The organism is Haloarcula amylovorans, assembly GCF_004681185.1.
In the GTDB taxonomy this organism is placed as follows: Archaea; Halobacteriota; Halobacteria; order Halobacteriales; family Haloarculaceae; genus Haloarcula; species Haloarcula amylovorans.
In genome coordinates, this window is record NZ_SRIF01000002.1 from 771,563 (window position 1) to 794,986 (window position 23,424).

Annotated in this window: 24 protein-coding genes; 11 read left to right on the top strand and 13 right to left on the bottom strand. The window is 66.4% G+C overall.

Features of this window, described 5'->3' with window-relative positions:
- Positions 1-86 precede the first annotated feature (86 nt).
- The 3 genes from map to E4S61_RS11140 are packed head-to-tail and all read right to left on the bottom strand — an operon-like array spanning position 87 to position 2,231.
- Entirely contained in the window at positions 87-983 is an 897-nt protein-coding gene (gene map / locus E4S61_RS11130; protein WP_135304005.1) for a type II methionyl aminopeptidase, read from the bottom strand.
- A gap of 45 nt (positions 984-1,028) precedes the next feature.
- Positions 1,029-1,346, bottom strand: coding sequence for a hypothetical protein (locus tag E4S61_RS11135; RefSeq protein ID WP_135304006.1), 318 nt, complete (start codon positions 1,344-1,346; stop codon positions 1,029-1,031).
- A 33-nt stretch (positions 1,347-1,379) separates the two neighbouring features.
- A complete protein-coding gene (locus E4S61_RS11140; RefSeq protein ID WP_135304007.1) occupies positions 1,380-2,231 on the bottom strand; it encodes an isoaspartyl peptidase/L-asparaginase in 852 nt (283 codons plus the stop codon).
- Between the two features lie 59 nt (positions 2,232-2,290).
- Between E4S61_RS11140 and E4S61_RS11145 the strand changes: the two genes are divergently transcribed.
- Together E4S61_RS11145 and icd are read left to right on the top strand one after the other, a co-directional pair.
- On the top strand, positions 2,291-2,980 hold the full coding sequence (locus E4S61_RS11145) for a hypothetical protein (RefSeq protein WP_135304008.1): 690 nt from the start codon (positions 2,291-2,293) through the stop codon (positions 2,978-2,980).
- Positions 2,981-3,082: 102 nt separating this feature from the next.
- Positions 3,083-4,345, top strand: coding sequence for an isocitrate dehydrogenase (NADP(+)) (gene icd, locus E4S61_RS11150; RefSeq protein ID WP_135304009.1), 1,263 nt, complete (start codon positions 3,083-3,085; stop codon positions 4,343-4,345).
- A 107-nt stretch (positions 4,346-4,452) separates the two neighbouring features.
- On the opposite strand, the gene E4S61_RS11155 is transcribed toward icd, so the two are convergent.
- The 3 genes from E4S61_RS11155 to E4S61_RS11165 all read right to left on the bottom strand — a co-directional run bounded on the left by E4S61_RS11155 (position 4,453) and on the right by E4S61_RS11165 (position 6,537).
- Positions 4,453-5,250, bottom strand: a complete 798-nt coding sequence (locus E4S61_RS11155; RefSeq protein ID WP_135304010.1) for a hypothetical protein — start codon at positions 5,248-5,250, stop codon at positions 4,453-4,455.
- Positions 5,251-5,330: 80 nt separating this feature from the next.
- The gene (locus E4S61_RS11160) at positions 5,331-6,125 is read right to left on the bottom strand and encodes a hypothetical protein (RefSeq protein ID WP_135304011.1); all 795 of its coding nucleotides are present in this window, start codon (positions 6,123-6,125) and stop codon (positions 5,331-5,333) included.
- A 73-nt stretch (positions 6,126-6,198) separates the two neighbouring features.
- On the bottom strand, positions 6,199-6,537 hold the full coding sequence (locus E4S61_RS11165; protein WP_135304012.1) for a cupin domain-containing protein: 339 nt from the start codon (positions 6,535-6,537) through the stop codon (positions 6,199-6,201).
- 80 nt (positions 6,538-6,617) lie between these two features.
- On the opposite strand from E4S61_RS11165, the gene E4S61_RS11170 reads away from it, so the two are divergent.
- The gene (locus E4S61_RS11170) at positions 6,618-7,142 is read left to right on the top strand and encodes a DUF5817 domain-containing protein (RefSeq protein ID WP_135304013.1); all 525 of its coding nucleotides are present in this window, start codon (positions 6,618-6,620) and stop codon (positions 7,140-7,142) included.
- Between the two features lie 56 nt (positions 7,143-7,198).
- Positions 7,199-8,314 (top strand): YihY/virulence factor BrkB family protein, encoded by a 1,116-nt coding sequence (locus E4S61_RS11175; RefSeq protein WP_135304014.1) that lies wholly within the window; start codon positions 7,199-7,201, stop codon positions 8,312-8,314.
- A 29-nt stretch (positions 8,315-8,343) separates the two neighbouring features.
- On the opposite strand, the gene E4S61_RS26510 is transcribed toward E4S61_RS11175, so the two are convergent.
- The 3 genes from E4S61_RS26510 to E4S61_RS11185 all read right to left on the bottom strand — a co-directional run bounded on the left by E4S61_RS26510 (position 8,344) and on the right by E4S61_RS11185 (position 11,571).
- Positions 8,344-8,472 (bottom strand): hypothetical protein, encoded by a 129-nt coding sequence (locus tag E4S61_RS26510; protein ID WP_280663803.1) that lies wholly within the window; start codon positions 8,470-8,472, stop codon positions 8,344-8,346.
- Positions 8,473-8,592: 120 nt separating this feature from the next.
- Positions 8,593-9,810 carry a hydroxymethylglutaryl-CoA reductase (NADPH) gene (gene hmgA / locus E4S61_RS11180; RefSeq protein WP_135304015.1) on the bottom strand — a complete coding sequence of 406 codons (1,218 nt, stop codon included), beginning with the start codon at positions 9,808-9,810 and terminating at the stop codon, positions 8,593-8,595.
- Positions 9,811-9,918: 108 nt separating this feature from the next.
- On the bottom strand, positions 9,919-11,571 hold the full coding sequence (locus E4S61_RS11185; RefSeq protein ID WP_135304016.1) for an alkaline phosphatase D family protein: 1,653 nt from the start codon (positions 11,569-11,571) through the stop codon (positions 9,919-9,921).
- Between the two features lie 254 nt (positions 11,572-11,825).
- Between E4S61_RS11185 and nadA the strand changes: the two genes are divergently transcribed.
- The 5 genes from nadA to E4S61_RS11210 all read left to right on the top strand — a co-directional run bounded on the left by nadA (position 11,826) and on the right by E4S61_RS11210 (position 17,440).
- The gene (gene nadA, locus E4S61_RS11190) at positions 11,826-12,947 is read left to right on the top strand and encodes a quinolinate synthase NadA (RefSeq protein ID WP_209309499.1); all 1,122 of its coding nucleotides are present in this window, start codon (positions 11,826-11,828) and stop codon (positions 12,945-12,947) included.
- 2 nt (positions 12,948-12,949) lie between these two features.
- Complete coding sequence (locus tag E4S61_RS11195; RefSeq protein ID WP_135304018.1) at positions 12,950-14,497, top strand: L-aspartate oxidase; 1,548 nt, start codon at positions 12,950-12,952, stop codon at positions 14,495-14,497.
- A complete protein-coding gene (gene nadC, locus E4S61_RS11200; RefSeq protein ID WP_135304019.1) occupies positions 14,497-15,312 on the top strand; it encodes a carboxylating nicotinate-nucleotide diphosphorylase in 816 nt (271 codons plus the stop codon). Before E4S61_RS11195 ends, nadC begins: the two co-directional genes overlap by 1 nt.
- 39 nt (positions 15,313-15,351) lie before the next feature.
- Complete coding sequence (locus tag E4S61_RS11205; protein WP_135304020.1) at positions 15,352-16,041, top strand: RNA 2'-phosphotransferase; 690 nt, start codon at positions 15,352-15,354, stop codon at positions 16,039-16,041.
- A 106-nt stretch (positions 16,042-16,147) separates the two neighbouring features.
- Complete coding sequence (locus E4S61_RS11210; protein ID WP_135304021.1) at positions 16,148-17,440, top strand: cysteine--tRNA ligase; 1,293 nt, start codon at positions 16,148-16,150, stop codon at positions 17,438-17,440.
- On the opposite strand, the gene gpmI is transcribed toward E4S61_RS11210, so the two are convergent.
- Positions 17,441-19,006, bottom strand: a complete 1,566-nt coding sequence (gpmI, locus tag E4S61_RS11215; protein ID WP_135304022.1) for a 2,3-bisphosphoglycerate-independent phosphoglycerate mutase — start codon at positions 19,004-19,006, stop codon at positions 17,441-17,443.
- Between the two features lie 275 nt (positions 19,007-19,281).
- Between gpmI and E4S61_RS11220 the strand changes: the two genes are divergently transcribed.
- On the top strand, positions 19,282-19,674 hold the full coding sequence (locus E4S61_RS11220) for a DUF7522 family protein (protein ID WP_135304023.1): 393 nt from the start codon (positions 19,282-19,284) through the stop codon (positions 19,672-19,674).
- Here the strand turns inward: E4S61_RS11220 and E4S61_RS11225 are convergent, their stop codons facing one another.
- Complete coding sequence (locus E4S61_RS11225; RefSeq protein WP_135304024.1) at positions 19,675-20,592, bottom strand: calcium/sodium antiporter; 918 nt, start codon at positions 20,590-20,592, stop codon at positions 19,675-19,677.
- Between the two features lie 129 nt (positions 20,593-20,721).
- Here E4S61_RS11225 and E4S61_RS11230 point away from each other — a divergent pair, with 129 nt between their 5' ends.
- On the top strand, positions 20,722-21,972 hold the full coding sequence (locus E4S61_RS11230) for a DNA double-strand break repair nuclease NurA (protein WP_135304025.1): 1,251 nt from the start codon (positions 20,722-20,724) through the stop codon (positions 21,970-21,972).
- A 1-nt stretch (position 21,973) separates the two neighbouring features.
- On the opposite strand, the gene E4S61_RS11235 is transcribed toward E4S61_RS11230, so the two are convergent.
- Both E4S61_RS11235 and E4S61_RS11240 read right to left on the bottom strand, forming a co-directional pair.
- A complete protein-coding gene (locus E4S61_RS11235; protein ID WP_135304026.1) occupies positions 21,974-22,318 on the bottom strand; it encodes a DUF7113 family protein in 345 nt (114 codons plus the stop codon).
- 118 nt (positions 22,319-22,436) lie between these two features.
- Positions 22,437-23,228: an endonuclease/exonuclease/phosphatase family protein gene (locus E4S61_RS11240; protein ID WP_135304027.1), complete on the bottom strand. Its 792-nt coding sequence runs from the start codon at positions 23,226-23,228 to the stop codon at positions 22,437-22,439.
- Positions 23,229-23,424: the final 196 nt, after the last annotated feature.

The window sequence follows — 23,424 nt, forward strand, 5'->3', positions numbered from 1 at the left end:
CGCTTCCGCGGACATGTGCTGTCTAAGCGGACGCCTAAAACGAAACCGAACCCCTCACTTCACCACACGGTTCGTTCGTGGCCGTCCTATCGAGAACGTGTCGTCACTTCGATGCCGTCGTCGGTCACGATGATGGTGTGCTCTTTCTGGCTGACGAACGTCCCTTCCTCCTCTTTGAGGACGGGGTAGCCGTGGACGATGTTCTGCTGTTTCAGGCGACGGAGTGCCATCTTCGCCCGCGGGGAGTCCAGCCACCGGGCGGCGAAGGGCAGCGTCTTGAACTCCTCGGCGATCTGTTCTAATACCTGTCGAGCGTTCCGGTCGCGGACGGATCCCTCGCGTTCGAGCGCGAAAATTTCCTCTGAACTCCCCTCTTGGACTTTCCCGCGGCCATCCGTGGCGAACGGTTCGACGGCGACCACGTCACCGGGTTGCAGGACCGCTCCCTGCGACACCGCGCGGTTTGGGATGTTCGGCGCGGTGTGTTGCTCCCAGTGACCGAGTCCGTGGCCGGTGAGGTTGACGACGGGGTTGAAGCCGTACCCTTCGATGACCTCCTCGACGGCCGCGCCGATGTCGCCGACGTCGACGCCCGGGCCGGCCACGTCGAGGGCGGCGTCCAGCGCTTCCTCGGAGGCCGCGGCCAGTTCGTCGTGGCCCGAGAGGTCGACCGTGATTGCGGTGTCGGCCAGCCAGCCGTCGACGTGAACGCCGATGTCGAGGTTGACCATCTCCTCGCCGAAGGTGGTCTCGTCGTCGCGTTCGGGGGTCGCGTGGGCGGCCTCCTCGTTGATGGAGATGTTGACCGGGAAGGCCGGTTCGCCGCCCAGTTCCCGAATCTTCTCCTCGGCCCACTCGGCGACTTCGAGGTGGGACGCGCCCACTTCGACTCGTTCGGCGGCCTCGTCGCGCACCTGTGCGAGGATTTCGCCGGCCTCGCGACACTTCTCGTACTGCTCGGACTCGAAGTCCACGTCGCTCATGTCCCGGCGTTCGGTGCTGTGCGTGAAAGCGTTTGTCGTTGTGGCTCAGGCAGCCGAGCGAAACCGGGTGAGGACGCCGTAGCCCGAGAGGACGGCCACAGCGACGGCGGCGGCGACAGTCACGAGAAGACCGAGATACGCACGCGGCGTCGTCACGACGACGGGGCGACCGACCACGGCGGCGTACATCGAGAGAAGCGTGTCGTCCGCGGCTGCGACGCCGACGCACGCCAAGAGCGTCACACCGCCGACCGCGAGGGCGGCTCTAGCCCACGACTGCCTGCGTCGGGCAGCGTCGAACCCGGCGACGATGGCGGCGAGGAGTGCGAACGCGACGGCGAGAACCAACGAGAGGGGCTCCATAATTGAGCGTTCGACGGCCGCCGCGAAAAGTGTTCACTCGCGGGGCGTCCGCGCGGTCTGCATCGAGTCAGTGTTGTACTCACTGCCGACGTGACCCGCGTGGTCGAGGACGACAAGACCCGCGCGACCCCCGGTGGAGTCCTCGAACTCCGCGATGGCCTCCTCGGCGGCCTGTCGCGGACCGAACGTCTCCAGTAACTCGACGGCCCGCCGAGCGAGACCGAAGCGAGCGATGGCCTCGCCCTCGCCGGTGGCACTCGCGCCGCCGCGGTCGTCGGCGAAAAAGCCCGACCCGACCTGTGGTACGTCGCCGACCCGACCGGCCAGCGCGAACCAGCGCCCGGCCGTCGAAGTAGCCACCGCGAGTCGGTCCCCGTCGGTGGCGACGGCTCCGATAGTGTCGGTGCCGGCGAAGTGCTCGCGCACCCATCCGAGATGGTCACCGATGTCGTCGCCGGGCGGGTCCGCCCGCTCGAAGCGGTCCCGCGTCTCCTCAGTCGTGAGGTCTTCGTCAGTCTCGACACCGCTCGCTGCGGCCAGTTCGACGGCGGGGTCGCCGGCGAGGAGGACGTGGGGCGTCTCGGTGGCGACGGCGTGCGCGACGTCAACAGCGTGGCAGACCCCGGCCATCGCACACACCGCGCCGGTCGTCCCGTCGTCGGTCATCAGCCCCGCGTCGGTTCGGACGACACCGTCGCTCTGGACAGCCCCGCCGATGCCGGCGTTGAACGCCGAGTGGCGTTCTAGCGGCCTGATGGCCTCCCTGACGGCTTCGAGGGGCGTCTCCGCCTCGCTCGCGCGCTCGGTCGCGTCTGCGAGAGTCGTCTGCCGCTCGGCCGGTTCGTTCGGTGGGCTCCCCGCTCCGCCGTGGACGACGACGTGCATACCGATGCACTGTCCGCCAGACCGAAAACGTCTCGCCCCCATCGGTCGGCTACGCACGTATGCCGATGTACACGCGCGAGGACGCAGAGGACTTCCGCGTCGTCGACCGCTGGGACGGCGGCGTCGGCTGGCAGGCGTTCCCGGAGGAAGGCGGCCACCGCACCAGCCATGCAGTCCGGGCCGACGGCGGCGTGTGGCTGTTCGACCCGCTGGACGCACCGGGTGTCTCGGACCTGTACGCCGACCTCGGGCCAGTTGCGGGCGTCGCCGTCTTCTCGGACTACCACGCGCGGGACGCCGCGGCGTTCGCGGTACGTCACGACGTGCCGGTGACTGTCCCGACGGGCGTCGACAGGGCTGCTGACGTGATCGACGCGCCAGTCGAGCGTGCAGACTCGCTCGCGGGCTTCGAACTCCGTCGCCTCAACCCCCTACGCGCGTGGCACGAAACCGTTGCCTACCGCGAACGCGACGGGACGCTGTACGTCCCCGATTTCCTGGCCGGAGGGACCTATGCCGTCGGCGACGAACGGCTCTCGATGCGGGTGTTCAGCCGCCTCTCCCCACCGCGCGAGACCTTCGCCGACCTCACTCCCGACCGGATTCTACTGGGTCATGGGGAGGGAATCTTCACTGACGCCGGGGCGGCGCTCGACGACGCGATCGCGGGCGCTCGTCGTCGGTTCCCCCGCGCGCTGCTCACGAACGGGCCGACGGAATTGAAAGCGATGCTCGACGCGCTGCGGTGACTGAACTCGGCCGTGTCACGTCTCGGCTCGTGTGCGTGTGCCCCGTTACCACGCCTATGGCAAAGCGGCAGTCCTTTAGGCGCGACTATCGATGCGCCGAGTATGGGCTACGATTACGAGCAAGTGGAGGTGCCCAGCGAGGGCGAGCAGATTCAGGTTACTGACGACAACGAACTCGAAGTCCCCGAGAACCCGATCATCCCCATCATCCACGGGGACGGCATCGGGACGGACGTCGGCCCGGCCGCCCAGAAGGTGCTTGAGGCCGCTGCCAACGCCACCGGTCGCGACATCTCGTGGATGCGCGTCTACGCCGGTGAGTCCGCCCGCGAGCGCTACGACGAGAACCTACCCGACGACACAGTTGAGGCCATCAAGGAGTTCAACGTCGCCATCAAAGGTCCGCTGACGACGCCCGTCGGCGCTGGCTTTCGCTCGCTGAACGTCGCGCTGCGCAAGACGCTCGACCTCTACGCGAACGTGCGCCCGACCTACCACCTTGACGGCGTCCCCTCCCCCGTGAAGGACCCCGAGGAGATGGACATGGTCACGTTCCGGGAGAACACCGAGGACGTCTACGCCGGCATCGAGTGGGAGGCCGGCACCGACGAGGTTCAGGAAGTCAAGGAGTTCGTCGAAGACGAAATGGGCTTCGACAGCACCATCCACGACGGCCCGGTCGGCATCGGCGTCAAGCCGATTACCGAGTACGGCACCAAGCGCCTCGTCCGCGAGGCCATCGACTACGCCATCGAGAACGACCGCGACTCCGTCACCCTCGTCCACAAGGGCAACATCATGAAGTTCACCGAGGGTGCCTTCCGCGACTGGGGCTACGAGGTCGCAGAAGAGGAGTACGGCGAGGACGTCATCACGGAGGACGAGCTGTGGGACGAGTACGACGGCGAACAGCCCGAGGACTCGCTGGTCGTCAACGACCGCATCGCCGACAACATGCTCCAGCAGCTCCTGACCCGCACCGACGAGTACAGCGTCATCGCGACGATGAACCTCAACGGTGACTACATGTCCGACGCCGCCGGCGCGCAGATCGGCGGCCTCGGCATCGCGCCCGGCGCGAACTTCGGTGAGGCGCGCTGTCTCGCCGAGCCCGTCCACGGCTCCGCACCCAAATACGCCGGCGAGGACAAGGTCAACCCGACCGCGATGATCCTCTCTGGCCGCCTCATGCTCGAATACATGGGCTGGGACGACGCCGGCCAACTCGTCCGCGACGCCGTCGAGGAGACCATCTCCAGCGGCGACGTCACCTACGACCTCGAACGCCAGATCGAGGGCGGCAACAAGCTCGCCACCAGCGAGTTCGCCGACAAGGTCGTCGAAAACATCGAGCAACTCTCGTAGAAAATCGCTCGTGCTCTGACGGCTTCACCGTCAGAATATAGAAGAACTCGCGTAAGCGGACGCTCGCGCTACCTCGCATTTTCTTGCCGTCATCCACAGCCACGCGGCTATCGCTCCGACATCGTCGTCTCCTCGACCCAGACCGGTCGATCGACGGTCGTCACGCCCAGATCTGTGACCCGAACCACGCGGACGACGTGGACGGAGCGACTGCCGAGGGTCGCGTCGTACTCCAAGCGGCGGGCGACGACGGTACCGTCGTGATGGACCCGCATCCGGACCCTGACGTTCTCCACGTCGCTGATGAACAATGGTGTGACGAGTTGCTCCATCTCCCGGGCTCGACTGCCGACGAGGACGACGCTACCGTCGTCGGTCCGGCGGGCGACCCGCGTTTCGACGGCCGCGAGTTCGCCAGCCAGTTGCTGTTCGTCCGAGAGGTCGGCGAGTAAGTTGCCGTTGCCGGCGGGCCACCGGAGGAGCGTCACCTCGTCGCGTTCGTTCACGTACCGGGTCGCGACGATGGAGCGGTTGGCCCAGTAATCCACCTGCGTCGTCGCCGGACCGGTGCGGTACTCGCTCACGTTCTGCTCGAATCGACCGCGGTAGGTCGAGGCGTTCGGCGCGACCCAGTGTGTTCGCTCGGTCCGACGGACGACGTCGCCGTCGGCGTCGCTGATCTCTTGTGTGGTAGAAAGCGTGTAACTGGTCGTCGAGAGCGACCCGGCGTGGGCGTTGGCGAGGACCCGCGGGACGACCTCGTCGGCGGTCACGCCGGGCGGGTACTGGACGCCGTCGGTGGGCACGGGAGCAGGCGTTATCACTTCCGGGCCGTCGCTGACGGGGAACCCGCCACAACCCGCGACGAGGATCGCACACGTGACGACGAGCGTTCGAGCGTCCATCACTCACCCAACGCACCCGCCCCTCAAACGAATATTGCGGCTACCGCCGACGAAGGCGACGACTACTGCCCACGTGAGAATCAGCCTTCATCGCCTGAAGGGACGACAGTTCCCGTCTCGTTCGCGAGGGCCTCCTTCGCCCACGCCGGTTCCGTCGGATCCGTCTTTCCGACGGCCGCGGCACTGAGTTCGAACCAGACGGTCACGGGCTCGCCGGTCCGTCTGTTCGTCCCCTCGCCTCGAATGCGAAGCGCACTGACTACGCCGTCGTCGACGTTGGCCCGCAGGGTACTCTCGTCGACCGCTCTCACGTTCGGTGGGTGGGGGACCGTGCCCGTGTCGCCGTGCGTACTCGACAATCGCTGCCCGGACGGCGTCCGCTCGACCGAGACGTTGAATCCGCTGAGGAGGCGTCCGAGGAAGCCCGACAGCGTCGGGTCACCGAGATAGCTCCCGTCGTTCGTCGAGACGGTCAGGTTGCCGTCGTCGGTCGTTCGCCGGACGGCGCTCCCGGTCCCGTCGTACCAGACCGACCGATTGCGGGTTCGACCGGGATAGGTCGGTGTCGTCCGTCGCTCCCAGCGGTACGTCCCGTCGCTGGCGACGGCGATGCGGTCACGCATCGCGCCGACCGTGCCGTTCTCGTACTGGATGGTGAAACGGACCAGTATCGTGTACGAGCGATTCGAGAGGGCCGCCCTGTGGCGGTCGGCGAGTCGCTCGGCATCGAACGGGCCGGTCGGTGCGGTCGCCGTCGCCGAAGGAACTGGTGCGGGCGTCACCGACTCCGGGGTACGCTCTTCACCAGTGAGTCCCTGACACCCGGCGGTCACGGTGAGGAGGACGACGAGGAGGGCGGTGAGCGGGCGGGACACACCTGCGATTCAGTAGGCTGCGAAGAAGTGTCTTGGGCCACGCCTCCGACCCTCGCGGAATCACAGATTCTGCTCAGTCCCGCCAGTCAGCGTCGGTTCGCGGTGGGCTGAACACGTCGATGCCGCTGACCGGCTCGTCAGTGCGGTTCTCGACTCGATGGGGTTCGTCGCCGGGGATGACATAGGAATCGCCGGACCCGATGACGTACTCCTCCTCGTCAATCTCGAAGGTGGCGGTCCCGCGGACCACGAACCCGACCTGTTCGTGGGGGTGGCTGTGTTCGGGGACGACCGCGCCACCTTCGATGTGGAAGTGCTGGACGCTCATGGCCTCGCCGACGGCCAACTGTGTGAGGTGGACGCCGTCGACGGCTTCGATCGTCTCGCTTCCGGCTTGCGGGACTTCCTGCATGCGCGGGCTATCGACGCCGGGCGGCCTAAAGCCCCGGGCCAATCCGAACGTTCAACCCCGAAGCGGGCCAACCCGAACCCATGTACGCGGTCGTCGGGTGTAGCGAGTGTAGCGCGCTCTGGGTCGTCGAGGGCCGCCCGGAGACGACTCAGTGTCCCCGCTGTGGGAAACGACGCCAACACGCGAAACGCCGGAAGTTCGTCGAGACGGACGACGAGGCCCACGCCCGCGAGGTGCGTGCCTCGATGCTCGCCAACCGACAGGGCCACGGCGACGACTTCGCGGAACTGGACTCCTACGCCGAGATGGAACGGCAGGCCGACGAGTCGGGCATCGACGACGAGACGTATCTCGAAGCGTCGGGTCTCGACAGCGAGCGCGTCGCGGCGGCGGGCGAACGAGCCGAACAAGGGGCCACGAACGGGTCCAGCCGCAAGGAGACGGTGCTGTCGGCGCTGCGCGAACTGGACTCGCCGACCGAGGACGCAGTGGTGGCCTATGCCGAGGAACGCGAGGTTCCAGCCGACTACACCCGCGACGCGCTGGCGAAGCTCGTCCGAGCCGGTGCGGTCAGCGAGTCCCGCGGCACGTATCGACTGCTCTGAGCGGCGGGAAGTGCAAGCAGACACACCTTCCGTCCGGAGACCGAACGCAGCGACGAATGCAACTATCCGGCGTCGCGGCGACCGGCAAACAGGTCGTGAGCGAGTTCACGGAGAAGAACGTGCCGTTCATGGCCGCCGGCATCGCCTACAACGCCTTCGTCTCGCTGGCCCCGCTGTTGGTCTTGCTTCTTATCGTGACCACGACGTTCGGGACCGGACTAGAAGACCGCATCGTCAGCGTCGCACAGTCCTCGCTGCCCGCGCCGATCGCCGACCTCGTCGAGCAGGTGTTCAGCGGCGAGGCGTCGTCGGCGGGAACCTCGCTCATCAGTCTTACCGTCCTGCTGTGGGGGTCGCTGAAGGTGTTCCGCGGTCTCGATACCGCGTTCTCGGAGATCTACGAGAGTACCGCCGACAGTTCGCTCGCCGATAGCCTGCGGGACGGGCTGGTCGTCTTCGTCTCGCTGGTCGTCGCCGTCGTCGGGACCGTCGCAGCGAGCGCCGTCTTCGCCGGACTCGCCGATAGCCTGCCGTTCGGTGGCTACGTGATGCCGCTGGTCCTCCTCGGAGGCCTCGTCGTCGCGTTCTTCCCGATGTACTACGTCTTCCCGGACGCGGACCTCTCCTGGCGACAGGTCCTTCCGGGCACCGTCGTCGCGGCGGTCGGGTGGGCGGTCTTCCAGTCGCTGTTTCAGGTCTACCTGAGCGTCAAGGGTGGCGGCACGACCAGCCTCTTCGGTGGCGTCCTGCTAATCGTGACGTGGCTCTATTTCTCCAGTATCGTCCTGCTGGCGGGAACGGTCATCAACTCGGTCATCAGTGGCCATTCGACGGGCAAGCCCGGCGGCGTCGGCGCGGGCGCATCGAAGTACACGACCGAGCGCGAGACGACCCTGAGCCGCGGCGAACTCCGCCAGTATCTGGCCGACTTCCAGACCGAACTCGCTGGCGAGTACGAACCGAGCCGCGACGGTCCCGGGACCGACACGTCACCCTCCCATCCGTGGCCGCGCAATGACGTCGAACTGAAGGAGTACTCCTCCGTCGAGGGAGGCGAGGAGACGCGAACCGTCGTATTGCGCTGGCACCCCGGCGACGACGAGGGTGACGGATACGAGACGGACGACATGGATTCCGCCGACCGAACGTCGACGCCGACGACGAGTGACTGACTGACAACGACCGGGAATCGACGCCGATCTCACACCCACCCGAGGGTCGTTCCGACGCCGACCAGCGCCGCAAGCGTCGTCACCGCCAACTTCAGGAGGTGCAGGAGTCGATGTGCGTGCGATACCGTCGACTCGGTGTCGTGCTGTTCGGGGAACATGGTGGTGGCAGCGCCCGCGGGGGCCGCCCGTCGGGCGCTACAAGAATATTGCGCGTAGTTGGGGATAAATCGCAGCCACCCCCGCGGCGGAAGTGAAAGTGATGCGAGGAGCCGAGCGTGTCACCGGCCGAGTTCGGCGTGTGCAGAAGAGAGATGCCGCGAAGAGAGCGCCGCCAAAAGCGAGAGTTCGCCCGCCAGCGCGCCCGTGGCGATGACCTCGGCGAGGGCGTCAGCGTTACTGCCGGCGGGGTCGCCGCCGCCTGCATATCCCAACACGTCGAGCGCTTCGGCCTGCGTGGGAAGGCCTGTCCCACCGCCGACGGTGCCGACCTCCAGCGACGCGATGGTGACCGAGGCGTAGAGGCCGTCCTCACGGGCGTCGACGGTCGTGATGGCATTGCTCCCTTCGACGACCTGCGCGGCGTCCTGTCCCAGCGCGAGGAACGCCGCGGCGACGACGTTGGCGGCGTGGGCGTTGAACCCCAGCGCGCCGGCCTTGGCCGACCCGACGAGGTTCTTGCGCGTGTTGGCCTCGACGATGGCCTCCGTGGTCGTATCGAGTCGCTCCTCGACCTGTTCGTGGGGGACGAGCACGTCGGCGGCGACGGTGCGGCCCCGACCCTCGATGGCGTTGATGGCGGCAGGTTTCTTATCGGAACAGAGGTTGCCCGAGAGGGCGACGAGGTCCGCGGGCGTCTCGCTCTCGACGACGTCACAAGCGGCCTCGGTGGCGATGGTCGCCATGTTCATCCCCATCGCGTCTTTCGTGTCGTAGTTGAATCTGAGAAAGACGTTGTCGCCGACGACGTAGGGCGTCACGTCCTGCAGTTCGCCGTGACTGGTCGTCGATTCGGCGGCCTCGGCGAGGTCGTCGACATGTTCGCGGACCCATGCCGACACTTCGCCGGCTGCGGCCACGTCCTCAACGCGGAAGACGGGCGCGCGGGTCATCCCCGACTTCAGGACGCGAGCCGTCGCGCCGCCGGTCTTGCGAATGGTCGAGACGCCGCGGTTCACCGAGGCCAGCAGCGCGCCCTCCGTCGTCGCCATCGGCAGGTAGTGTTCGCCCTCGGCGGCTCCACCGTCGATGGGGAGTGGGCCGACGACGCCCATCGGAATCTGGGCCGCCCCGACCATATTTTCTATATTGGGTTCGGCGTCGGCGGCGTCGAAGGCGTACTCGCCGACCACGTCCAAACCCACGCCGGTTTCCTCGGCCAAGAGGTGTCGGCGGGCAGCGGCAGCGGTTTCGGCGTCGGTGTGCTCTTCGAGTTCGTAGAGGCGCAACTCGCCGTCGCGGACCCGCTCGGCGAGCGTCTCGGCGTCGGTGTCGGTCATACAGGGCGATAGCGGGCCGGGGTCCTAACAGTTGCTCTTGAACGCTGTCTGTGGATGGGCTGTTCGACGTATCGAGTTCGATAAGATGAACAAATACGGCTGATACCGCTACTCCTGTCGCTGGAGCGCGTACTCGTCGGCGGGACAGCGATAGCGGGCGAGCAGACGGCGGTCGGCGTCCGCCGAGTCGTCGGTCTTGTCGACGGCGTAGGCGCTGTACGTGCAGTCTTCGGGGGTGAACTCGACCGTGGCGTATCCCCAGTCGTGGCTGTCGAAAAAGTCGACGTGAGGATTGAACTGCTGGACGTAGGCCTGCAGCAACTCCCGAATCCCATTCTCGTCGGGCAATTCCAGCAATTCCTTCAGATTCTGGCTGGTCACGGCGGGGGTCATGAACTCGACGCCGTAGCGGCGGTCCTCTCCCTCGATGTACCCCGCGAGCGCGGTGTGCATATCGCCGGTGAGCGCCACGAACGAACTGTCGCCCGCAGCCGCTCGCCGGAGAATCAGGTCGCGTTCGGCCGCGAAGGCATCCCACGCGTCGGCGTTTTGCAGCGCCGCCCCGCCCAAATCGAGGTCGAACTCCATCGCCAGCACCTCGTTGGCCCACGCGGTCCACGTCGCGTCGCTTTCGGTCAGCCTACCGGTGAACCACTCTCGCTGTGTCTCGCCGAGCATCGTCTCGGTAATCTTGTCGCCGGCCGACCCGATCTTCGCATCGAACTGCGCGCCGTCGGCCGGGGCGGTGCGGTAGAGTCGCTCGTCGGTCACTAGCAACTCCAGGAGATCGCCGAACCGGAAGCCACGCCACAGTTCGAGCTGGTCCAGCAGCGAGTCGGCGTCGGCGTCGTAGAGGACGCGCGTCGGCGTGTACTCCCACCACGCCCGGATACCGTCGGCGAACAGTCGGGTCATGAACTCGGGGTCGTCGTTTCGCGGGTGGTCGCCGTCGCCGGCGTAGGGCCGGCCTTCCTCGTAGTCCCAGTAGCGGTTGTTCACTATCTCGTGGTCGTCCCACGTCTGGAGGATGGGGTGGGCGGCGAGCGCTTCCCGCAGGAATCGGTCGGTGCGGTAGGTCCGGTGGAGGTAGCGGAAATCGTCGAGCCCCATCACGACGCCCTCGCCGCTGGGCAGGGAGAGCGAGCGCCCGTCGTAGGCGCTGCCGCCGCCGTGTTCGTAGATGAAGTCGCCGAGGTGGACGATGTAGTCCACGTCGGTCTGTGCGATATGGTGGTACGCCCCGTAGTAGCCGTTGCGGTAGTCCTGACAGGTTACCAGCGCGAACGCGACCCGGTCGGGGCTGGCGTCGGGCGCGGGGAGCGTGCAACACCGACCGACGGGGCTGCTCGCGCCACCGTAGGCGAAGCGATAGTAGTAGCTCCGGTCGGCGTCGAGTTCGCCGTCCAGATCGACTTTCACCGTGTTGTCGTGTCCGGCGACGCGGGCTGCGGGGACGCGCCACGACCCGACGTGATCGGTGAGTCCCTCGTCGCGAGCGACGGTCACGGTGAGCGCTGTCCCCTCGCGGTAGGCATCTGGAGCGATGCGCGTCCAGAGGACGGCTCCCGTCGGCGTCGGGTCGCCGCTGGCGACTCCCTGTGGGAAGACGTCGTCGTCGGACGACTCGACGGCGGGTAGATCCGTCGCGTTCAGGTCCGCGACGCTGTGTGCGCGGGCGACCGTCGAACCGGGAAGTGCGGCCGCGAGCGCCGCTGCGAGGACCGCCCGCCGACTCGTGCCGGTCGCGTTTGGATCAGCCATACCCGCCGAACGGCCGAGAGTCACTAAGTAATCCGAAGAATAGCGGGGACCGAATCGCGCTAAGATTGGCTTATCGACTCCGTTTCGACCGGTTCTGGAATTCAGAGGGTTCTGTGCCTATTGACACCGCTCATATTTCGACAAGTCGGAGCTTCGTTGCTATATACTCGACACCAGACATTGTTGAAGGCAAAATTTTTTCAATATGGGGGAGCGAACTCGAAGTACCGAAAGGACGGTTCACTGTGCCCCAAATGGAAACAGCTGAGTTCGAAACCGACCTCAGTCTCTTCAAGTACGACAACCTCGAACAGTTGCCCCCGGCGTACCGGGAGCTAGAGGCGGACGAACGGACCGAGCGCATCGAGGGGGCGCTCGAAACACTCGGCGACGACGTGGTCATCCTCGGCCACAACTACCAGCGGCGAGAAATCGTCGAACACGCCGACTTCATCGGCGACTCCTACCAACTCTCCGTCGAGGCCGCAGAGAGCGACGCGGACTACGTCATTTTCGGCGGCGTGACGTTCATGGCCGAGTCCGCCGACATCATTACCGACGACGACCAGAGCGTGATTCTGCCCTCGATGGAGGCGTCCTGTCCGATGGCGGGGATGGCCGAAGCCCTGCAGGTCGACGCCGCGTGGGCGGAACTCACCGCCGAGACGGACGAGACCATCATCCCCATCACGTACATGAACAGCTACGCCGACCTGAAGGCGTTCTGTGCCGAACAGGGCGGGCTGGTCTGTACGTCCTCGAACGCGCACGAGGCCTTCGAGTACGCCTTCGAGAAGGGCGATAAAGTCCTCTTCCTGCCGGATAAACACCTCGGGGAGAACACCGCCCACCGACTCGGCATCGAAGACGAGACGGTCGAGTGGGACCCGTGGGACCCAGCGGGGACCGACGCCGCCGCAGCGGTCGAGAACGACGTCATCCTCTGGGAGGGGTACTGTCAGGTCCACGAACGCTTCAGCGCGGACCACATCGCGCAAGTTCGGGCCGACGACCCCGACGCGAACATCATCGTCCACCCCGAGTGTCGCCGCGAGGTCGTCGAGGCCGCCGACGTGGTGGGTTCGACGGCGACCATCTGCGAGACAGTCGCCGAAGCCGACCCCGGCGAGACGTGGGCCATCGGCACCGAAATTCACCTCACCCAGCACCTGAAGCGCTGGCACCCCGAGGTCGACGTGATTCCCCTCTGTGGCGACGCCTGCATGGACTGCAACGCGATGCGCCAGATCGACCCGAACTACCTCACCTGGGTGCTCGAAGAACTCGTCGCGGGCCGCGAGCGCAACGTCATCGAAGTCGCCCCCGAGGAGAAGGAACTGGCACAGGTCGCACTCGACCGGATGCTGGAGATATAACCATGCCCGCACAGGAAATGTCGGACGTGCTCGTCGTGGGCTCCGGCATCGCCGGGCTCGCGGCGGCGCTAGGGGCTGCTCGGGAGGGAAGCAACGTCACCCTCGCCACGAAAGCCACCCGCCCCGAGGGGGCGTCTTCGTGGTGGGCGCAGGGCGGCATCGCCGTCTCGCGGGACGACCCGGAACAGTTCAAAGCGGACATCCTCGCGGCCAGCGACGGTACCGCAGACCCCGCCGCCGTCGACGTCCTCGTGGAGAACGCCAACGAGGCCGTCGAGGACGTGCTGTTCGATACACTCGCAGTCGAATTCGATCAGAATGGCGACGGCCCGGACTACACTCGCGAGGCCGCTCACAGCGAGGACCGCATCCTCCACGTCGACGCGGCGACGGGGAAACACATCCACGTCCCGTTCCTGAACTATCTGGACGCTCACGAAAGTGTCGAGATTCTGGACGACACCGCCGCGCTGGAACTGATTCGTCACGAGGGTCGCATCCACGGCGCGATGCTCGAATCCGACGGCGAGGTCGCGCCGCACTACGCCGGGAGCGTCGTCCTCGCTACGGGTGGTATCGGCGAACTGTACGGCCGGACGACGAACCCCGACGACGCCACCGGCGACGGCATCGCGATGGCCGCACTCGCCGGGGCCGACGTCGAAGACATGGAGTACGTGCAGTTCCACCCGACGGTTTGTATTCCGGACGAGTCGCGTGGCGACTCGACGGCAGGCGGTGTAACCGCCGACGCGGACGGTGACGTCTTCCTCGTCAGCGAGGCCGTTCGCGGTGAGGGGGGCTTACTCCGCAACGGTGGCGGCGAGCGGTTCATGCCCGACTATCACGCCGACGCGGAACTCGCGCCCCGCGACGTGGTCGCCCGCGCCGTGAAGGCCGAACGCGAAGCCACTGGCGAGGTCACACTCGACGTCTCGCCGCTCGACTTCGCCGCCGAGTTCCCCGGCCTCGCAGAACGCTGTGCGGACCACGGCGTCGACTGGGAAAGTGGGATTCCGGTCGCGCCCGCCGAGCACTTCCTCTGTGGCGGCGTCGCGGTCGACGAGTACGGCCGGACGACGCTCGATCGGTTGTACGCTGTCGGGGAGTGTTCCCGAACCGGCGTCCACGGCGCGAACCGCCTCGCCTCGACCTCGCTGCTCGAAGGGCTTGTCTGGGGTCTGCGCGCCGGTGAGGACGCCGCTGGCCGCGACGTCGGGCGAATCGACGCGCCGGACCTATTGGATCGGGACCCGGACCTCCCCGAGAAGTTCGCTCGCGATAAGTTCCACCGCCTCCGTCGCGTGATGGACGAGCAGTTGGGCGTCGAGCGGGACCTCGACGACCTCGGCCGCGCGATGGCGGTCCTTCGTCGTCTCAAGGGCGAGGTGGACGCGTACGTCCGCACTCGAACGTCCCGGTCGCTGTACGAACTGCGCCACGCCAGCGTGACCGCGCTGCTGGTCGCGCGCCACGCCGCCGAGAACGACCGGAGCGTCGGTACACACAACCTCGTCACAGAGCCGGCGGAACCGCCGGCCGACGACTGATGCTCACCAACGGCGACGTAGAGCGGTGGCTCCGCGAAGACGTGGGTCACCACGACGTGACGAATCAGGTACCGGGTGACACAGAGGGCCGTCTCGTCGCCAAGGAAGACGGCGTGGTCGCGGGACTGGACGCCGCACGAGCGGTGTTCGAATATCTCGATTGCGAGGTGCGTCTTCCGAGCGAAGACGGCGACCGAATCGAGTCGGGAGACATGGTCCTCCGCGTTGAGGGACCGGCCCGCGAGATACTGCGCGGCGAACGGGTTGCGGTCAACCTCGCTGGCCACGCGTCGGGCATCGCCACGAAGGCCCGGAGAGCAGTTGAGGCCGCCCGGACAATCGCCGACGGCGTCCGTATCGCCGCTACCCGCAAGACGACGCCCGGCCTGCGCGGTATCGAGAAGCGCGCCGTCGCCGCGGCCGGCGGGGATACCCACCGGCTGGACCTCTCACACATGGTGATGGTCAAGGACAATCACGTCGCGGAGATGGGGCTCGAAGGTGCCATCTCGCACTTTCGCGAACGAGCGTCGTTCGCCACGCAACTCGACGTGGAGGTCGAATCACCCGAGGACGCCCCGAGAGCGGCCGAGGCTGGCGCGGATATCGTCCTACTGGACAATATGACGCCCACGGAGACTGAGCGTGCGGTCGAACTCGTGACAGCTGCCGACGGTGAGGCGCTCACCGAGGCCAGCGGCGGCATCACTGTCGCCGACGTGCCCGATTACGCTGTGACGGGCGTCGACGTGATCTCGATGGGAGCGTTGACGCACTCCGCGCCGACGCTCGACCTCTCCTTTCGAACCGGGTGAGCGAGCCGCTTTTCCGCCGCACGCTCTCATCCACTGTTGATGTCCGACGACGTGCGAACCTGCGACGACCACGGTTTCTTCGAAGGAAAGAGGTGCCCGGCCTGCGGATCTGAGGGACGGCACGTCCTCGACGGTGAGCGACGCCGCCGCCTCTCGAAATTTGTCTCCGGTGCGCTTCGACACTTTCCCGAAGACGCGGGCCTCGAACTGGACGCGGCGGGATGGACCTCGTTCGCTGAACTCACTACTGCCGTCGAAGGTAAGTATGGGTGGGCCAATCGAGAGACGCTCGCAGCGGTGGTTGCGACCGACCCGAAAGGCCGGTTCGAGCGCACCGGCGGCGAGGGCGCACAGGGAGACGAAGACGCACAGGCAGGTGGCGACGGTTCCGACCGGATTCGCGCGGCGTACGGCCACTCCGTCGCCGTGGCCCTCGACGCGACGGACGACCCGGTGCCGGCGACCCTGTACCACGGGACGGCACCGCGGAACCTCGACGCGATCCTCGACGAGGGGCTGAAGCCGATGAACCGCCAGCAGGTTCACCTCTCGGAGAGCATCGAGGACGCGCTCGAAGTCGGCCGCCGTCACGCCGACGACCCGGTCGTGTTGGCTGTCGACGCCGCCGCGATGCAGGCCGACGGCCACAGCATTACTCGTCGCGGCCGGGCGACGTACACCACCGACCGCGTCTCCCCCCGGTATCTCTCTCGCCGGGACGGTGACTGATGGGGGAGCAGATACCGGCAGGGATGGTATCATATCCCCACGTTTCTTGTGAGATTCCGTCTCAGTAGCAGACGAACTCGGGTCCACGAACGGATTCGGCTACAGGATGGTATCGGGAGACGCAGACGACGAGAAACCGGTAGACGAGTTGCTCGCCGAGCAACCGCTAGCCGCATATCTCGGCGGCGAGGAACGGCTCTTTCACGTCCTGACGAACCGCCGCGTCGGGGTCGAACGGACCGACGAGACGACGACACAGATTCGCCCCGCCGAGGACTGTGGAGCCGTCGCGGGCCTGACCGACCGACGTATCCTCCTTCTGGTCGGGGACCCGGACGGCTACGACGGCGACTTCGTGGCGTCGCTTCCCTACGCCGATGTGCGCGACGCCACGGCCGCCACGGAGATGCTGACCGCCAGCCTCCGCTTCGAGACGGTCGCCGGTGCGACGTGGTCGTTTACTGCTCGTGAGGCCGATGTCGATGATGTCGAAAATTTCCTCACCGACGCCTGTGAGGGATGGGGCGACGTGACGAAGGCGCTCGACGAACTCGACGAGCACTGCCGAGTGCTGGCCGAGGCCCTCGACGCGGCGGACTGGACAACCTTCGACGAGCGTCGGCCGGCCGCCGACGCGGCCCTCGAAACCGCCCGCGAGGGAGTCGACGACGTCCCCATCGACGGCGTCGTCGAGCGAACCGAACGGCTGGAGACCGACTGCTATCGCCTCGTCCGGGACCGCTATGTCCGCCGTGGCGAGGAGTTGCTCTCGGCGGCCGAGCGACTGCTCGGGGAGGAGCGCTTCGAGGCGAGTCACGACCGCGTCGAGACGGCCCGCGAGCGGTTTCAGGACGCGACCGACGCCGCCACTGCCCACGGTGTGGACGACAAACCAGCACAGGAAGGCCTCGCGGCGGCCGACGAGTTCGCCGCGACGCTCGCCGCGCGCCCCCTCGAAAGCGCCCGAGGCATACACGACGAAGTGGTCTCACTACAGGATAGTGCTAACCGAGTGGCCGCGCTGGAAGACGCGCTCGACACGTATCGGACGGTCGCGCGGATCGTTACCGGCGGGGACACGCCCTTCGACGGCGACGAGAAGACGGTTCGAGCGGAGACCGAAGCGGTCATCGACGACCTCGTGACTGCTCGACTGGCGCTCGCCCGCGAACGCCGCGCGGCGGGCAACTGGGAGTGGCAGGCCGACAACGAAGAAGCGGCGTACGACCTGCTCTCGTCGGCCCGTGAAGACTTCGACCGAGCGCTTTCCCTCGCCGAGCAGTTCCCGCCCGGCGACGCCCTCGCAATCGAACGGGAACGCGACGCGCTCGTGGAGAACTTCGACCCGCTGAAGATTCGCTACGAACTCACGAAGGCCAACGCCGAACTAAGCGAGTGATTACTCCACCAGCGACGTGCCCGTCATCGTCGGTGGCTGGTCGATGCCCATCAGCGTGAGCATCGTCGGCGCGAGGTCGGCAAGCGTGCCACCGTCGCGGGCCTTCTTCCCGCCCGCGGTGCCGTCGGGCGCGAGGTAAATGAACGGCACGGGGTTGGTCGTGTGGGCCGTGTACGGGTCGTCTTCGGTACCCAGGTCGTCTGCGTTGCCGTGGTCGGCACAGACGAGGACGTGGCCGCCCGCGGCCTGAATCGCGCCGACGAGGCGGCCCAACTGCGCATCGACAGCTTCGACCGCCTCGATGGCCGCCTCGAAGTCGCCGGTGTGGCCCACCATGTCGGGGTTAGCGTAGTTGAGCACGAGCGCGTCGGGGTCGTCCGACTCGATGAGTTCGACGGCGGTATCAGTCACTTCGGGGGCGCTCATCTCGGGTTGCTGGTCGTAGGTCGGCACGTCGGGACTCTCGATGATTTTCCGGACTTCGCCGTCGAACTCGACCTCGCGGCCCCCGTTCAGGAAGTAGGTGACGTGGGGGTACTTCTCGGACTCGGCCAGACGGAGTTGCGTTTTGCCGGCTTCGGCCAGCACTTCACCGAGCACGTCCTCGGGCTGGTTCGGCGGGAACGCCATCGGGACCCCGAACATCGCGTCGTACTGGGTCATCGTCACGAGGTGGATGTCCGGCGGTGTGGTGTCATTACCCCAGTCCTCGGAGCCGATGTCTGCGAGCATCCGCGTGAGTTGGCGGGCGCGGTCGGCGCGGAAGTTGAAGAGGACGGCGGCGTCGCCGTCGGCCATCCCCTCGTAGTCGCCGACGATGGTCGGCTCGACGAACTCGTCGGTGGTATCCCGCGCGTACGATTCGGTGACCGCCGAGACGGGGTCGGACGTGTAGTGGTCGCCCTCGCCGTCGACGAGCGCGTCGTAGGCCCGCCGGGTCCGGTCCCAGTTCTGGTCGCGGTCCATCGCGTAGTAGCGTCCGGTGACGGTGGCGACGTTTCCGGTGCCGTGTTCGTTCGCGTGGGCCTCCAGTTCTGCCAGATAGTCCTCACCACCGGTCGGTGAGGTGTCCCGGCCGTCGGTGAATGCGTGGGTCACGGTGTCGGTTCCGCGCTGGCTCGCCAGTTCGATGAGCGCGTGGAGGTGGTCCTGATAGGAGTGGACGCCGCCGTCCGAAACGAGCCCCATGAAGTGAACGCGGCCGTCGTGTTCTTCGGCGTATTTAAAGGCCGAGAGGATGGTCTCGTTCTCGAAGAAAGGCGGGTCCTGCGCGTCGCCATACTCCTCCGGGGACAGCTCCCCGCGCGAGCGGGCGATGCTGTCACTGATGCGCGTCGAGTCCTGCTTGACGACGCGACCGCTCCCGATGTTGAGGTGGCCGACCTCGGAGTTGCCCATCTGTCCTTCCGGGAGGCCGACCCGGCGGCCGTGGGTCTCCAGCGTCGAGTGTGCACCTTCCTCCCAGTACTGGTCGAAGTTCGGCGTCTCGGCGGCGGCCACGGCGTCCCGAACGTCGTCGTCCGGATTCAGGCCCCAGCCGTCGAGGATAATCAGCCCGACTTGCATACGAGAGGGGTGGCGTGACCGGCCTAATAGCCCTTCGGTCCCTCAACAGCCGAGTCCCGTCGCGCGTCGTAGACGCCGACGACCCCGGGCAGCGGCACAAATTCGACGCCGTAGACGATACCGATGCGAGGGAGAGTTCGACATCGAGGACGAGTCGGTGCTGTCGTCTCGGTTGCTGGTAGGGCCGTGGTCTTCCCGGTCCGACTTGTAACTAGCTGTCACAACTGATAGCCGGGAACCCGGAGATTAAGAGGGTGGGCGGTCACCCTACGGGCATGACACGGAACATCCTCTCGGACGATCTGGCCGACAGCATCGTCACGACGGCGCGGACAGCCACTGGCGACTCGCTACGTTCTGTGACCTACTTCACGCGAGCGAACTTCGAGCAGTTGTATCTGCGGGAAGACTTAGAACAGGATGCCGACCTGAACGACTTCGTCGGCCACGAGTGGCAGGGGTACAAACAGACGAAGAACGCGTATCAGGAGTCAGAACTCGGGGAGTACCGGTTCACGGTGCGGGCCTTCGAGAACGGCTACCTGCTTCGAGCGACCACGGACCGACAGGGCGTGCTCATCACTACCGACGGCCTCTCGATGAGTTCCTACGAGGAGATCGCTGAAGCCATCGAGCGACTCCTCCGCGAGGAGTCCGGCAAGGAGTAACTACCCCAGGTTCAGCGCCCAGTTGACCGCGTTGAGGACGACGAGCAGCCCACCTTCTAGCCGCGAGATCATCTCTTCCGTGTAGAACAGCACCGCTACCAGCACGACGGTCCCGAGGAGCCACGCGGTGGTCTGGACGCCGACGGGAGCGACGGGCAGGGGACGAATCGTCGCTGCCAGTCCCAACACGCCGAGGACGTTGAAGATGCAGCTCCCGACGAGGTTACCCGCCGAGATGCCAGTCCGTCCCCGTCTGGCCGCCGCCAGCGAGGTGGCGAACTCGGGGAGAGAGGTACCGCCGGCGACGATGGTAATCCCGATCGTCCACTCGGAGACGCCTACGGCGAGTGCGATGTCCGTCGCTGCGAGGACGAGGAGGTGACCGCCGCCGACGACCATTCCGAGGCCGACGAGGAGACGGCCGCCATCGAGCCACTCGACGGTCTGACTCGGAGCGCCGTTCGCCTCCGCTCTCCCCTGCCGAGCGAGGTACCAGAGGTAAGCGACGAGCAGCGCGAACAGCGCCGCGCCCTCCGGTCGGTTCAGTCGACCATCGCGGACGAGCGCTAACAGTAATCCCGTCGTCACGACGAGCAAGACGGCGTCGCGGCGGACGAGGTCCCGTGTGGCCGCGATTGCGCCGACGAGCGCGACGCCGCCGAGGATGAACCCGAGGTTGAGGACGTTCGACCCGACGACGTTGGCGACGGAGATGGTCGTCTGGCCGGTGAGTGCGGCGTCGAGCGTCACCGCGAACTCCGGTGCGGAGGTGCCGAAGGCGACGACGGTGAGGCCGACGACCAGTCCTGAGACGCCGAGCCCGCGAGCGATGCGACTCGCGCCGAGGACGAACTGCTCGGCTCCGACCCAGAGCGCGACGACAGCGACGCAGACGAGGAGGATATCGAGCAGGACCATCTTAGCGGAGTATGGCGGTGTAGGTCTCTGTCGACGGATGCGAGACATCAGACATACTTCCGGGATACCGCCACTGGGTTCCTAACTGTTGTGTGCAAGAGTTATGTCCGCGCCCCCAAACCAAGAGGCATGACGCTGGACCCGGTACACGTCGACGGCATCGCCCGCCTCGCCGGGCAGGTGCGCCAGACCGTCGAGACGAGTGACCAGGGGGCCGCCGCCGAGGAGGTGTGGGCGAACTTTCTGGACCCGCTGTATCAGGACGGCCGCGAGATACTCGCCCCGATGGACGAACAGCGCCGGCGGAAAGTTCCCATCGCGGACGTGGCGCTCGAAGACCCGCCCTTCCCGACTCAGCACGGGCTGGACTCGGGGACGATCAACCCGACGACGTTCAAGAACGGGCTCGTCCTCGACGTGGCCCAGGCCGCGATGAGCGCGGTTCCCTCCGACGTGGAACTCCACCGCGGTCGAACGATACTCATGGCGGTCCACTCCAACGACGTAACCGTCGATCTCGGCGACGACTGGACGCTCGACGACCGCGGGTACGCACAACGCCGCGTGCTCGACGCGCCGAAAGTCGACCGCTACGAACAGCGAGTCGTCCACGCGCTGGCGCTGTATCTCGCCGAGAGTCAACACGCCCTGACCAACGCGGAGGTGGTCGACGACCTCTTTATCCTCGACGGGCCGCTCTACCCGACTGGGCTGCTCCGCTGGGCCGAACGCGATACAGAACTGGCTGACTTACTGGCCGAGGACGACCGGCCGAAGTCTGTCGTGGGCAACTACGTCGAACTCGTCGAGCACTTCGTCGAGCGGGACATCCCACTGGTGGGCTTCATCAAGAACTCCGCGTCGAAGGGCTTGACTCGCGTGGTCAGACAGAAGACCAACGCACCGTGGGTCAACGATACGGCCTTTTTCCGCCGGATACTGGAACGCCGTGACGACGACGGCGAACTGCAAAAGGACTGCCTGACGTTCACCAACTGGTTCCGCTCACGCGGCGGTACCGACGGTGTGATGGCCGCCGACGGGAACGCGCTGGGCATCGAGCGATCGCTCGATTCGGAGGCATACGAGGTCACCTTCTTCTCGCTGTACGACCCGCGGACCGACCTCGTCTTCCGCGTCGAAGCGCCCTACGCATTCACGAGAGACGAGGGGCGTCGAGACCGGCTCACACGGCAGATTCTCCACGACGTGGCCGCCGAACGCGGGCCGCCGCTGGCGATTTCGAAGGCCGACGAACTCGCCAGCATCGACAGGCAGGGGAGCGAGGAACTCACCCGGCGCATCGAACGGGAGTTCGACACCGGCCGGGAGAAGGACTTCGACGACACCCGCTGGGGAGCCGTCGACGAGGCGTTCTGACCTACGCTTCGGCTTCTTCAGCCTGCTGTAACACCGTCACCTCGACGTCAGCTTCCTCGACGCCGAGGCGGGCAAACTGGGTACGGACGTGTTCTTTGGCCGCCTCGATAGCCGCCTCGCGCGTCTCGAACCCGCGGGGCATCGGCGATTCGAAGGCCACACGTAGCTCTCGGTCGCCGATAGTCTGGGCTTGGCCGCCGCTCTCGACTTCGTAGAAGGCATCACAGACCCAGACGTACGGCGCGCCTTCGTCGGGCGCGCCCTTGAACGACGGCGGGTCTTCCCCCGGTTCGTACAGCGTCCCGGTCAGTCCGGTCCCCCCTGCAGTCCCGCGAACGAGCAACATACTGCTATATAGGGATCCTGACGGCAAAAACCTCCCCTCGAAAGGCTTTTTATCGCTCGGTTCATGTGGCACGCTATCATACAGCATTCTGCGTCACCTAGCACCGAGCTGTCGTCCGCTAGAACGTGCAGTCGACGACGACGGGCAAGTGGTCGGAGGCGTAGTGGTCGTCGTCTCGGTCGGCGACAGCCGCCCAGCTCTCGACGCCGACATCCTCGCTGACGAAGACGTGGTCGATGCCCATGTCGGGGATGAGATTCTGAAAGTCAGTCCGGGTCGTCGTCGGCCCGTGGCGGTGTGCGGTCAGGTCGCGGGCGTCCCGAAGCAGCCGGCCGTCGCGGAGTTCGTGGCCATCGGCCCGCCGGTGGGCCGAGTCGCCGACGACGCAGTTGAAGTCGCCGTTGAGGACGACCGGGTCCTCGGCGGCGAGGTCGTCGATGTAGGACAGCACGAGGTCGATACCCTCCGTTCGAGCGCGCTCGCTCTCGTGGTCTAAGTGCGTATTCACTGACAGTATCGTCTCGCCGGTCGTCCGGTCCCGAAGACGCACCCACGTCGCCACGCGGGGGTACTTCGCGTCCCAGCCGACGCTTCCGACCGTCTTGGGCGTCTCCGAGAGCCAGAACGTGGCGGTCGCTTCGCAGTCGAAGCGGTCGGTCCGATAGCCGATTGCAGTGTGCTCCCCGCCCGCTTCGACCGTATCACGGGGGTCGCCGACCCACTCGTAGCCGTCGAGGAGGGATTCCAATTCCCGCATCTGATGGCTCTGTGCCTCCTGTATGCCGATCACGTCGGGGCCGTGATAGCGGACGGTCCCGGCGACGAGTCGTCGCCGATACGTCCAGTTGTCCAGCCCGTCTTCGGCGGTGTCGTATCGGACGTTGAACGACATCACCCGCACCGGGTCCATACACCTCGCTCCGCCGGCCACCCGGGTAAGGGTTCGCTTCCGCCGACGGTCGTCTCAGTCATGGAGATCGTGTAACCAGCGCTCGTTCCGCTCGGTCCCACCGCGTCGGCTGTTCGGCCGATGGCATCGGCTGGAACCGACCGAGCCGAGAGTGGATCGAAAGACGCGAAGCGCCGTCTCGGGCCGTCAGGCTGTC